General features: G+C 42.9%; 16 protein-coding genes. 1 reads left to right on the top strand and 15 read right to left on the bottom strand.

Going from position 1 to position 12,184, the window contains the following annotated elements:
• Positions 1-27: 27 nt before the first annotated feature.
• Genes STRDD13_RS03210 through tmk form a run of 7 tightly spaced genes read right to left on the bottom strand, consistent with a single transcriptional unit; the run spans position 28 to position 4,196 of the window.
• Positions 28-393: an arsenate reductase family protein gene (locus STRDD13_RS03210; RefSeq protein ID WP_067101789.1), complete on the bottom strand. Its 366-nt coding sequence runs from the start codon at positions 391-393 to the stop codon at positions 28-30.
• The gene (locus tag STRDD13_RS03215) at positions 342-890 is read right to left on the bottom strand and encodes a methylated-DNA--[protein]-cysteine S-methyltransferase (protein ID WP_067101792.1); all 549 of its coding nucleotides are present in this window, start codon (positions 888-890) and stop codon (positions 342-344) included. Before STRDD13_RS03215 ends, STRDD13_RS03210 begins: the two co-directional genes overlap by 52 nt.
• Positions 891-892: 2 nt before the next feature.
• A complete protein-coding gene (locus STRDD13_RS03220; RefSeq protein ID WP_067101795.1) occupies positions 893-1,453 on the bottom strand; it encodes a GNAT family N-acetyltransferase in 561 nt (186 codons plus the stop codon).
• A complete protein-coding gene (gene rsmI / locus STRDD13_RS03225) occupies positions 1,443-2,330 on the bottom strand; it encodes a 16S rRNA (cytidine(1402)-2'-O)-methyltransferase (RefSeq protein WP_067101798.1) in 888 nt (295 codons plus the stop codon). Before rsmI ends, STRDD13_RS03220 begins: the two co-directional genes overlap by 11 nt.
• 1 nt (position 2,331) lies before the next feature.
• Positions 2,332-2,652: a DNA replication initiation control protein YabA gene (gene yabA / locus STRDD13_RS03230; protein ID WP_067101801.1), complete on the bottom strand. Its 321-nt coding sequence runs from the start codon at positions 2,650-2,652 to the stop codon at positions 2,332-2,334.
• 18 nt (positions 2,653-2,670) lie between these two features.
• Positions 2,671-3,564: a DNA polymerase III subunit delta' gene (locus tag STRDD13_RS03235; protein ID WP_067101804.1), complete on the bottom strand. Its 894-nt coding sequence runs from the start codon at positions 3,562-3,564 to the stop codon at positions 2,671-2,673.
• A complete protein-coding gene (tmk, locus tag STRDD13_RS03240; protein WP_067101808.1) occupies positions 3,561-4,196 on the bottom strand; it encodes a dTMP kinase in 636 nt (211 codons plus the stop codon). Before tmk ends, STRDD13_RS03235 begins: the two co-directional genes overlap by 4 nt.
• 126 nt (positions 4,197-4,322) lie before the next feature.
• Between tmk and STRDD13_RS03245 the strand changes: the two genes are divergently transcribed.
• Complete coding sequence (locus tag STRDD13_RS03245; protein ID WP_067101811.1) at positions 4,323-5,192, top strand: YitT family protein; 870 nt, start codon at positions 4,323-4,325, stop codon at positions 5,190-5,192.
• Between the two features lie 281 nt (positions 5,193-5,473).
• Here STRDD13_RS03245 and STRDD13_RS03250 read toward each other — a convergent pair whose 3' ends face one another.
• The 8 genes from STRDD13_RS03250 to STRDD13_RS03285 form a co-directional block, all read right to left on the bottom strand.
• Positions 5,474-6,127 (bottom strand): CBS domain-containing protein, encoded by a 654-nt coding sequence (locus STRDD13_RS03250; protein WP_067101813.1) that lies wholly within the window; start codon positions 6,125-6,127, stop codon positions 5,474-5,476.
• A gap of 106 nt (positions 6,128-6,233) precedes the next feature.
• Positions 6,234-6,944 (bottom strand): ABC transporter ATP-binding protein, encoded by a 711-nt coding sequence (locus STRDD13_RS03255; RefSeq protein ID WP_067101816.1) that lies wholly within the window; start codon positions 6,942-6,944, stop codon positions 6,234-6,236.
• Complete coding sequence (locus STRDD13_RS03260; RefSeq protein ID WP_067101818.1) at positions 6,944-7,708, bottom strand: ABC transporter ATP-binding protein; 765 nt, start codon at positions 7,706-7,708, stop codon at positions 6,944-6,946. The genes STRDD13_RS03255 and STRDD13_RS03260 overlap by 1 nt, the downstream gene beginning before the upstream one ends.
• A complete protein-coding gene (locus STRDD13_RS03265) occupies positions 7,708-8,661 on the bottom strand; it encodes a branched-chain amino acid ABC transporter permease (protein WP_067101821.1) in 954 nt (317 codons plus the stop codon). Before STRDD13_RS03265 ends, STRDD13_RS03260 begins: the two co-directional genes overlap by 1 nt.
• Before the next feature lie 3 nt (positions 8,662-8,664).
• Entirely contained in the window at positions 8,665-9,594 is a 930-nt protein-coding gene (locus STRDD13_RS03270; RefSeq protein ID WP_067103174.1) for a branched-chain amino acid ABC transporter permease, read from the bottom strand.
• 80 nt (positions 9,595-9,674) lie between these two features.
• Entirely contained in the window at positions 9,675-10,859 is a 1,185-nt protein-coding gene (locus STRDD13_RS03275; protein WP_067101823.1) for an ABC transporter substrate-binding protein, read from the bottom strand.
• 115 nt (positions 10,860-10,974) lie between these two features.
• Positions 10,975-11,223 (bottom strand): DUF2129 domain-containing protein, encoded by a 249-nt coding sequence (locus tag STRDD13_RS03280; RefSeq protein WP_067101826.1) that lies wholly within the window; start codon positions 11,221-11,223, stop codon positions 10,975-10,977.
• Between the two features lie 303 nt (positions 11,224-11,526).
• Positions 11,527-12,120, bottom strand: a complete 594-nt coding sequence (locus STRDD13_RS03285; protein WP_067101829.1) for an ATP-dependent Clp protease proteolytic subunit — start codon at positions 12,118-12,120, stop codon at positions 11,527-11,529.
• Positions 12,121-12,184: the final 64 nt, after the last annotated feature.

Below are 12,184 nucleotides of genomic sequence, written 5' to 3' on the forward strand. Positions count from 1 at the left end.
TCTAACTTTTGGGGTGCAGTTCACTTTTCACCTTTTCTTGTTTTCTTCTAATGCTTGATAAGGGGTTCGATAGCCCACTTGCAGCAAGTGATGATCTTTCACAAGCAGTGGCCGCTTGATCAGCATCCCGTTACTCGCTAAGAGCTGTACAGCTTCTTCTTGAGACATTTGCTGGAGCTTGTCTTTTAGTCCTAATTCTCTATATACTTGACCAGAAGTATTAAAAAGTTGTTTGATTGGTAGATGGTCACTACTTAACCACTCTTGTATTTCATCTCTAGTCGGTGGTGTGTCTTTAATATTGACAATCTTGACCGACCAACCCAGGTTTTCTAATTCTCTCAAGGCCTTTTTACAGGTTGTACAGTTTGGATATTGGTAGAGGGTATACATATCTTCTCCTTTTCAAAGTAACCTTCATGTTGTAATAACCAGTTTTTTCTCGCTAGACCACCCGCATATCCCTTTAGACTTCCATTTGTCCCGATCACTCGGTGGCAGGGGACAAGGATACTAAAAGGATTGCGAGAAACCGCATTCCCGATAGCTTGTGAGGAGGAACAGCCCAGCTGATTCCCTATTTCTTTATAGGTCTTTGTCTTGCCAAGTGGAATCTCTCTCAATTGTGCCCATACTGCTTCTTGAAAAGGAGTCCCTGAATGAGCTAGTTCAATGTCTAGTGTCAGGAAATTTCCAGAAAAATAGGCGTCTAACCAGTGAAAAACCTGCTCATGTAGAGGCGTTCGAACCATCTGTAGCTCATCAACCTTTGCCTCCTTATGACGTTGGTCCCAAAACCAAAGTCCATGCAAGGTTTTTTGACTCGTTACGATGGAAATATCTCCTAAAGGGGACGGATAAATCTGCTTACAATAGCGAATCGTTTCCATCTTTAGTCTGTCGCTCCCAACATCCAACGATCCTCTTCACTGATTTCTTGAAATAAGCTCTTCTCACCACTCCGTTTGATTTTTTGATAGGCCAATCGAACACCACTTAGTGGAACCTTCCCACAGTATGTAAATCCTAACTTTTCAAGCAAATGCTGCATCTTGTGGTTATCCGGATGCGTATCACATCGAAAATCTGGGCCCTTCTCCCCTTCAATCAAGCCTTGCAAGAAAGTCTGGGCAATCCCTTGGCCAGTATACTGGCGGGAGACCGCGACGCGGTGAAAGGTGATATACATATAGTGATTGTGCATCCATTTGCCTTCATAGATGTCATTGTAACTCGCCTCATTCCCCTTATACAAGGCTGCATAAGCCACGATCTCTCCATCGATGAGACCAACAAAGGCACGATTTTCTAAGATATCTTCAAAAATAGTATCTTCATCCGGGTAGCCGTCTTGCCATTGATCGATTCCATCTTCCGCTAGCATCTTTTTTGCATCCTCAATAATACCTATAATCTGCTCCACTTCATTGGGATGCGCTAATCTAATCTCCATTGTCAGTATTTCCTTCTTTCTGATGGTATTCTTGGTAAAGTTCTTGCCGGACTAGCTGATGGCGCTTCGCCACTTCTTTGATGGCCTGATTTGGTTTCTTTCCTTGGGCAATCAAATCACGTACCTCTCCGATTGGGTCTCCTTTTGTCTCTCCTATAAGAGGTTGCCCTTCTTCAGCACCCTCGACGATGAGAAGACATTCTCCCTTGAGTGGATGGTCTCTTAGATAAGACAAGAGTTCTTCTATCTTCCCGCGCTGATACTCTTCATAAAGCTTGGTGAGCTCTCTCACAATGACAACGGATCGGTTCCCATAGACTGCGAGCATATTTCGTAAAGTATCCACCATGCGGTGAGGAGATTCATAGAAAATCTGTGTTTCTGGATAATACTTCTTTTCTTCAAAAAACTCTTTCTGCTTTCCTGCTTTTCGAGGCAAAAAACCATAAAAGATATGAGGCTGCGGAGCCAGACCGGACGCGATCAAGGCGGTAATTCCCGCTGAAGGGCCAGGTAAAGCCACTACCGGAATATCCTCCTCTACGGCCAAGCTCACCAAATCATGACCAGGATCCGAAATAGAGGGCAGGCCGGCATCCGAAACTTGGGCAACACAGGATCCTGATTTCAATCGTTCGATTAAGAAGGGAAGTTTTTCTTTCGCATTGTGCTCATGAAAAGAAACTTGTCGTGTTTCAATCCCGAAGTGCTTGAGTAAGATCCCCGTTGTTCGAGTATCCTCTGCTGCGATCAATTGGACCGATTTCAAGGTATCAATAGCTCGAAAAGTCATGTCCTCGAGATTCCCAATCGGGGTAGGGACCAAATAGAGTGTTCCGAAAGAAGACTGGCCCTTAAAGGATTTTTGTACTTTCATTTTATTCTCGATCCAATAATTCTAAGCAGAACATACAGGGTTCATCATTATCTCTCCGCTGTCCATAAAATTGGTTGCAAACATGAAAACCATCATCATAAATATTGGTTAACTGTGTCAAACTATCTTTCGATGAATCGCCTGTCCTTGCAGTTTCTTCCAAAATCAGGCGTTCCCTTAACTTAGCATTCTCTAAGCGTAGGGCCGTATTTTCTTCAATTACTCCCTGCATATGTTTTTTGATCTCTTCAACCTCAGGGAGGATCATCATTAAACTCTGGGAAAGTCTATCTAGTGAATCAAAAATTTCCTTTTTATCCATTTTTCTTCCTTCATTGGGTTACTTTACCTGTAAAATCATATATTCCAAAGCATTTTGTAGACTAACATTTCTCTGCCACATCTGGCGTAGGATACTGACGTGTTTCAAATAAGCTTGGGCTTTTTTTTCTTGCAACTGTTGGGCTAATGTCAAACTTAACATATCTATAAGTCGCCCCTGTTCACTTTTATCCGCGGCTCCTGAGGCAAGACCAGGAACCAATAGGTAGGCTTGTTGCGGGTTTGAGAGAAGCCGACTGACAAACTGTTGGACTTGCCCTAAACCATCTAGTAAGCGTTTATCCGCTAACAGCACTTCGCATTCTGTCCAATCACTCGCAAGCTGGGCCAGCACCTGTGCCTGATTTTTTAAGAGGCCTCCCTCTTCCAAGAAGCGTTCCATCACAGGCAAATTCTTAGGAAAAGAGACAATCTGAGTCCGACTGCGTACTGTAGGCAAGATGAGGTCTTCCTGCTCGGTCAACAAGAAAAGATGAATCGCACTTTGTGGTTCTTCCATTACTTTTAGGAGGGAGTTGGCGGCGTTTGCATGCATTTTTTCAGCATCCCGAATGATAAAGACTTGCTGACCGGACTCAAAGCCCGACTGGGAAAACTTGCGGACCAATTCACGGACAGTTTCTGTCTTAATCATATTCCCCTGAGGCGACAAAACTGTCACATCTGAAAACTCTTCTTGGGCAATCAAGCGACAAGTACGGCAGTGTCCACATGGTCGGTGGTCCTTTGACTCTTGGCAAAAAAGAGACTGACTTAGATAAAGTACCATATCATAAGCCAAAAAGCCCCCTGAAAAAAGATAAGCATGGGCTAAGTTTCTCTGTGCCAAGACACGATCAAACCGTTCAAAAATGTCCTTTTGCCCACTCTTGAGTTTTTCGTAGCTGATCATAATTGGGAAAGTTTCCTCCTTACAACCTCTACAGTATCTTGGACTACCTTGTCCAAAGGTTGACTGGCATCAATCTTGACCAGTCGATCTGGTTCTTGTTCCAAAAGAGAAAGATAGCCTTCTCGTACACGCTGATGAAGATCCAACGTCTCCATATCCAAGCGATCGATATCATCAGACCGATTTTGAGCAATACGCGCCAGCCCTTCTTCTGCTGTAATATCTAAATATAAGGTTAAATCCGGTTTTAAACCGTCCGTTGCATAGTGATTCAGCCATTGAATATCCTCAATCGCTAAGCCTCGACCAAATCCTTGGTAAGCGACAGAAGAGTCAATAAAACGGTCCACCAAAAGGAGCTTCTTAGCTGCCAAAGCTGGTAAGATTTTTTCCACCAAATGTTGTCTTCTTGCCGCGATATAAAGCAAAAGCTCCGTCTTCACATCCATACTCGTATGTTGAGGGTTGAGGATTAACTGTCGGATCTCTTCCGCAATCACAACGCCACCAGGCTCACGTGTGCTCTCTACATCGATGCCATCTGCATTTAATAGAGTAGAAAGCTCCCGCAAGACACTGGTTTTTCCAGATCCATCTGGACCTTCTAAGCTAATCATTAATCCCCTTTTCATTCGAGTCCTCTTCTCATTCTTTTTTCTCTATTTTATCAAATTTTTAAGCAAAATTCACCTGACACCCTGTTGCAGGCATTTGGCCTTTTTGCTAAAATGAAAAATGGAAAGAAAAAGAGGACCTTCATGACAAAAATTAAAGATACATTCTTCATTATCCTAGGGGCTGGTTTATTTTCATTTGGCCTTACTTATTTACTGATTCCAGCTCATTTGTATGAAGGCGGATTGACCGGTATCAATTTGATTATCTTTTATCTATTTGGTATCCAACCGTCTCTTATGAACGCCATTCTCAATATCCCTATTTTCTTAGCCGGTTGGCATTTATTAGGGAAGCAAACTCTTTTATACAGCCTAATTGGAACCTTTTCCATGTCTATCTGGCTGGCCATTTTTGAAAAAATTAAATTCGATATCAACCTAGAGGGCGACTTGTTCCTGATCGTCATTCTCGCTGGCTTAATTATGGGATTGGGCTTAGGTTTGATTTTCCGACTCGGAGGGACCACTGGGGGAGGAGACATCGTGGCCCGTATCATCCACAAATACTTCCCCCAGGTTACGATTGGAAGAGCCATGCTTGCCATCGATATCTGTGTGCTCTTGGTAACAATTTTAGTCGCCAAAGACCTTCGACTCGTGCTGTATACGATGGTTTTTGTCTTCATTGCCTCTAGAATGATCGACCTAGTAGGGGATGCTGGGTATGGTAGCAAGGGGATCATGATCATGACCACAAAATCAGAGGAGTTGGCGACTGCTATTGACCGAGATATCGAACGGGGGATTACCTTCATCAAGGGACAAGGCTTTTATAGCCGAACAGACTTAAATATCGTGTATACAGTGATCGATCGTCAGCAACTCGCGGAAACAAAGGCATTAATCCATCAGATTGATCCGACTGCCTTTATTACCATTACGGATGCTTCTGAAGTGTTAGGACAAGGCTTTACCTTAGATGAAAATAATCTTCCCCTGCAAAAACATTAGGTATCACACACCTATCTCAAGAATCGATTCATTTCAGGATAGCCCTTATATGACAAAGAGGCTGGGACAAAAGTCCTAGCCTCTTTGTTGTTTTTGAATTGTCGAGCAAGACGCAGTGGTTGAGTGGGCTCTACTAGGCTGAGTTCATCCGCTTTTACAGCCCTACTCAACTGTGCGGAGGGGGGACGACCAAATCGAATGCTAAGGAATGACCGATTTCTGTCCCACTCTCTTTTATGATGTTTCGTTTGATAATGCTCATTATAAGCATCTAAATCCGGCTATGAACGAGCCTGTGTTTCCTGGATATCACTTAGCTCAATACCAGCATTCCGGAAGAGAACTTGAAGTTTCTCTGCATCTGCACCTTGTGCTAGCTGGATTTCAATAATTTCCGTCCCATCATCCTTTGGCACTTGAACCGTCGTGATAATATTATAGCCAGCTTCTGCGATGAGGCTCACAATCGTCGCTAAAATCCCAACTTCGTCTTTCACATGAAAACGAAGACGTAAACCAGATTCTCCATAGGAAGAAACCTTTAGAAAAGCCCGCATCACATCTCTATCGGTAATAATCCCAAACAACTGATCCCCATCCACGACTGGTAAAATACCAATTTTATGGGTGATCATGATATGTGCTGCATCCTCTAAACTGTCAAAACGAGAAATGGTAATCACATCCCGAATCATCACATCTTTAATCTTGGTTTTGTTGAGTAGATAATTCATTTCATAAATAGATAGACTCGTCGCTTTTGAAGGGCTCGCTTCTGCGATGGTTCCTTCCGTCACCAAGCCCACTAATCGATCATTTTCCATTACTGGTAATCGGTGAATGCCTTTTTCACGCATCAAATCCGCTGCGGCTGCGACAGTCGTTTCAGGCGAAATATAGATCACCTTGCGAATCATAAAATCTTTTACCGCCATGAAGTCTCCTTCCTTTCATCAACCAGTTTCTAGTACTAGTATACCATATTTTGAAACCGTTTCCTGGATTTTTATCCTCTAGCAAACTGATTGTAGATCTTTTATCCTAGCCACCTAGGTAAGCCTTCCGGACTTCCTCAGAAGCCAGCAATTCCTTACCTGTACCAGATAAGACGATCTTCCCAGTTTCCAACACATATCCCCGATCTGCAATCGCAAGTGCTTTATTGGCATTTTGCTCGATTAAGAGAACGGTCGTTCCTTGTTTTTGAATGTCTTGAATAATATCAAAGATTTCCTGGATAAAGATAGGAGCTAGCCCCATAGAAGGCTCATCCAAAAGGAGTAACTTCGGTTGGCTCATCAAGGCACGTCCCATCGCTAACATTTGTTGTTCTCCCCCGGATAGCGTGGCAGCATCCTGGTTTTTCCGCTCTTCCAAACGTGGAAAACGAGCAAAGACCTTTTTGAGATTCAGTAAGTTCTTGTCCTTATCTGTTTGCAGGAAGGCTCCCATCTCTAAGTTTTCAAGAACGGTCATACCTGGAAAGACATGTCGTCCTTCTGGAACCTGAGATAAACCTGACGCCACAATCTTGCGGGCTGGAACCTTTTGAATCTCCTGCCCGTCATAAAGAATCCGTCCACTCGATACCTTCTCTAGACCTGAAATAGCACGAAGCGTGGAAGTTTTTCCAGCACCATTTGCCCCAATCAAGGTGACAACCTCGCCTTCATTCACTTCAAAGGAAATATCCTTTACAGCTTCAATCGCACCATAGCGAATGGATAGATTTTCAACTTTTAACAGAGACATTAGGCTTCACCTCCTAAGTATGCTTCAATCACGCGCTTGTCTTTGCGAATTTCTTCCGGAGTACCATGGGCAATCAAGCGACCATATTCTAATACATAGATCCGCTCAGTTACATCCATGACTAAGTTCATATCATGTTCAATCAAGATAATGGTAATTCCAAATTCATCCTTGATTCGACGAATTAACTGCGTCAATTCAGCCGTCTCTTGAGGATTCATCCCTGCCGCTGGCTCATCCAAAAAGAGAATTTTGGGCTCCGTCGCCAAAGCACGAACAATTTCCAAATGTCGTTGCTGACCGTAGGCCAAGTTTTTTGCTAGTGTCTCCGCTTCTCCATCCAAATGAAAAATAGACAACAATTCCAAAGCTTTTTCTCTTAGCTTTTCTTCACTCTTATAGTATGTAGGAAGTCGGAACAAAGAAGACAATACGTGTGACGAATGGTGGTTGGCCATCCCAATCAAGACATTTTCTAATACAGTCATATCTTTGAATAAACGGATATTTTGAAAGGTTCGAGACAAGCCAAGAGAAGCAATTTTATAAGGTGATTTTCCGTTTAAAACCGCTCCATCTAAGGTCACTGTTCCTTCTGAAGGGACATAAACACCCGTCAAGAGGTTGAACAAGGTCGTTTTCCCAGCCCCATTCGGACCGATTAAGCCAACCAATTCCCCTTCATTCAGTTCCATGGACACATCACTGACGGCTGTTAAGCCCCCAAAATGTTTCGTTAATTTTTTTACTTCAAGAAGTGCCATTATTTACCTGCCTCCTTTTTCTTCGAAAAGAATTTGGAAAGGACCAACTCTTTTGTTCCTAACAAACCTTCTGGACGGAAGAGCATGACAAGAACCAATGCCAATGAATAGATAATCATCCGAAGTTCTGCAAAGTTTTGTAGGTACATATTGAGAATCCCCAAAACAAAAGCTGCAATAATGGTTCCGGTGATGGATCCCAAACCACCCAAAACTGCAATAATCAGATAATCAATCGAATTCATAATTCGGAAGTTGCTTGGTACCACAACTCCAATATAACTTGCATAGATCGAGCCCGCAATCGCAGAAATCATCGCCCCGATCACAAAGATAATGACTTTCATCTTCGTGACATTGACACCCATTGCTTCTGCTGCGATTTCATCCTCCCGAATGGTAATCGCTTGGCGCCCGATGGAAGAACGAAGAAAATTCAGAACTAAAATCGTCACAATCACGACAATCCAAAAAACGACTTGCCAATCTGTATATGGAAGAATGTTGGTAATTCCAGCCGGACCGTTGGTCAAATCCCCACCATTTTCAATTACTTTTCGAATAATCTCAGCCATTCCAAGAGTTGCGATAGCTAGATAATCCCCTTTCAAACGGAGGGTTGGTAGACCAAAAACAATAGCCACCAAGGCTGCGATGAGGACTCCCACTAGCATAGATAAGTAAAAAGCATCATAAGTTGGGGTTTGTCTTGTCAGGATAGCAGAGGCATAAGCTCCGATAGCCATAAAACCAGCCTGTCCCAAGGTGAATTGTCCTGTAAAACCAAGAACCAAATTTGTTCCCAAGCCCATTAAGATGGAAACTCCAATCCCCATCAAGATTTGAACATAATACATATTCATCAGGCCTGTTACTTCAGCTATTTTCAAAAGAGCAAACATGGCAAGGATGAGAATAAGCCAGGTTGCATTTACCTTTAGATTTTTTTTCATCTCCTATACCTTCTCTTTCACATTTTTTCCGAGAATTCCAGCCGGACGAACCAACAAGATTAAGATCAAGACGATGTAAACAATCGCATCTCGGAAGTTGGAGAATCCAAGAGCAACTGTCACTGTTTCTACGCCCCCGATCAAGAAACCACCAAGGGCCGCACCTGGGATAATCCCGATTCCTCCAAGAACTGCAGCCACAAAGGCTTTAATCCCTGGAACCATCCCCATCAAGGGTTCAATCGATGGTTGCGACAAGGGAATCAATACCCCAGCAGCTCCTGCCAGAGCAGACCCTAAGGCAAAGGTAAAGCTAATCGTAGAATTCACATTGATCCCCATCAACTGCGCCGCATCACTATCGACTGACACTGCACGCATGGCTTTCCCCATCTTTGTACGCTTCACGACAAACTGAAGAATGAACATCAGAGCAATCGCAACGATAAATATGATAAATTCTGCATTGGTAATGAAATCAAAGGTCCATGAACCAATCTGAAGCGGTTTGATGACAAGGGCACTTTCAGGATAGGAGCGTGGTTGTGCTCCGACAAGAAAGACCATTCCGTATTCCAAGAAGAAAGATACCCCGATAGCGGTTATCAGAGCTGAGATCCGCGAGGCCCCTCGAATTGGACGGTAGGCTAAAAACTCGATGATCATCCCAATCATCGCCGTGATTACCATAGTGATCACAATCACGACAACCAGAGTGATGTAAAAACGCCATTCCTCTGAAGGAATAAAGGTGAGATAAGGTGCAAGGTTCATATGGCTAAAGAGATAATAGCCAATAAACGCCCCCAGCATGAAAATATCACCATGTGCGAAGTTGATCAACTTGATGATTCCATATACCATGGTATATCCTAGGGCCAGCAAGGCAAAGATACTCCCCGTTACAATGGCATTTACAAGCTGATGTAAGATTTGACTTGACATAAAATACCAAACTTTCTACTTTTTTAAATTTGTTTGAAACAAAGACATTGTTCTCTGACCAAACTCTCCTATTTTTGAGTGACTTCAACAGGTGTCGCGGAAGCTTCAGCTCCGTTTTCCATTTTAACGATAAGGGCCGGTTTGATTGGATTGTGCTGATCGTCAATGGTCATCGTTCCAGTTACTCCCTCGAAATCTTTCAATTTCGCTAAATTATCTGCAATTTCAGTCGAGTTCTTACTTCCTTTTGCAGCTTCTGCAACCATATAGACTGAGTCATACGCTAGAGCAGCAAACATATTTGGCTCTTCCTTGTAGCGTTTCTTGAAATTGGCAATGAAAGCTGTCGCCTTGTTACTCAGATTGACCTTAGTGGAATATCCTGAAACATAATAGACATCTGTTGCATTTTTCGTCCCAGCCAACTGGACAAAGGTAGCATCACTAAAGCCATCTGGACCTAAAATCGGTTGGGTAATCCCCATTTCCCGTGCCTGCTTGGTGATAATCCCTGTTTCAGTATAGTAGCCTGGCATCACGATTGCATCATAGTCCAAGTCCTTAAAGCGGGTCAAGGCAGCTTTATAGTCTTTATCACCAGCGATAAAGGTGGATTCTGCTACGATATCTCCCTTATATTGGCGTTTGAACTCCGCTGCAATCCCTTGAGCATAGTCAGAGGAATTATCATAGTAAAGGACGACTTTTTTTGCCTTCATATTGTCCGTTACATATTGGGCCAAGACTTGTCCTTGGTAGCTATCCTTGAAGGTCGTCCGAAAGACATACTTCTTGGTCGTACCATCTGTGTTGATGGTCAGATTATCTTGCGTTCCGGAAGGTGACAAGAGGAGAACTCCCGTCTTTTGTGAAACCAAGCTAGAAGCTGCTGTCGCACCAGATGTCGCTGGCCCGATGATGGCGTCCACATGGTTGAGCACAGCTAAGTTTGTCGCCGTTGTCGAGGCTTCAGCCGTCTCTGATTTGTTGTCCTTGGTGATCAATTCGATCTTACGACCATCCACACCACCAGCAGCGTTGATTTCATCCACGGCTAGCTCAATCCCATTTAACTCCGCTTTTCCATAGGCTGCTACAGCCCCTGAGAGTTCCATATTGACACCAATTTTGATGGTGTCTTTGGAGGATTCGTTTCCTTTTGCATTGGCCGTCACATCAGGTGACTTCCCACATGCTACTAGGGTGATTGCAGAGAGTGCTACAAGTCCTCCTAGTGCGATTTTTTTAAACATACATCTTACTCCTTTATATTCTTAAAAAAGTCTTAAGTACTAATATACAGAATTGTCAGATAATTGTCAATGAAAGCACACTATAAAAAGGCTTTCATCTAGTTGAAAGCCTTTTCTAACGTAATAAATTGCCCACAAAATCCTTGTCAATCTCCTTTTGATAGGAAGGAAGCACTTTTTTCACAAACTTTTCCGTTTCTAAAAGGGCTTGGGTATCTTCTAACTCCTCTTGCTTGAGGTAAAGAAGGACATAGCGCATTTTTTTCGAATGATACAAGATATCCCCATACTTGGTTAATTTTCGTACGTCTCGATTGTAATGTAAATAAACGATGAGACCATTTCGGTTGATTTTTTCCCACATAAAACGACTCCTTCACCTTCTTATTATATCAAAAATTCAATTAAAAATGTAGAGGAGGATTCATACTGGTCTCTTGCTAAAATAGGGGAAGCATCTCTCACCAGCTTTGCAAAAAGGAGGCTGGGACAAAAGTCCTAGCCTCTCCATTGTTTTTGGATGGTCGAGCAAGACGCAGTGGTTGAGTGGGCTCTACTAGGCTGATTTCATCAGCATTTACAGCCCTACTCAACTGTGCGCAGCTGGGACGACCAAATCGAATTTTAAGGAATGACCGATTTCTGTCCCACTCTCCATTCAATATCCTTATTTCTTTAATTGGTCATTTTCCATAATTTGATCAATAAATCCGTATTCTAGAGTTTCCTGTGCACTCATCCAATTGTCTCGTTCGGCATCCGCATGAACTTTCTCAATCGGTTGGCCAGAGTTTTCTGAAAGGATTTTTTCCAAATTATGACGTGTCTTAAGCAAATGTTCTGCGGCAATCGCCATATCTGTCTGTTGGGTACCTCCCCCTGTACCTCCCATTGGTTGGTGGATCATGTATTCTGCATTAGGCAACATAAAGCGTTTCCCTTTTGCACCGCTAGAAGCGATAATGGTTCCCATTGAAGCAGCCATCCCCATGACGATCGTTTGAACGTCCGATTTGATGAAATTCATCGTGTCTACAATTGCAAGACCAGCTGATACAGAGCCTCCTGGTGTATTGACATACATATAGATGTCTTTTGTATGATCTTGGGCATCTAAAAAGAGCAATTGCGCGATAATCGAGTTGGCCATTTGATCCTCAACTGGTCCAGTGACCATGATGATTCGGTCTTTTAAGAGACGAGAATAAATATCGTAGGAACGTTCGCCTCTACTAGTTTGTTCAATTACTACTGGAATCATGTCGTATTCTCCTTTATATCCATTGATGTATTACAGTCATTATACCTTTTTTGGTCAAATATGG

It is taken from the genome of Streptococcus sp. DD13, from assembly GCF_001578875.1.
Lineage (GTDB): Bacteria > Bacillota > Bacilli > Lactobacillales > Streptococcaceae > Streptococcus.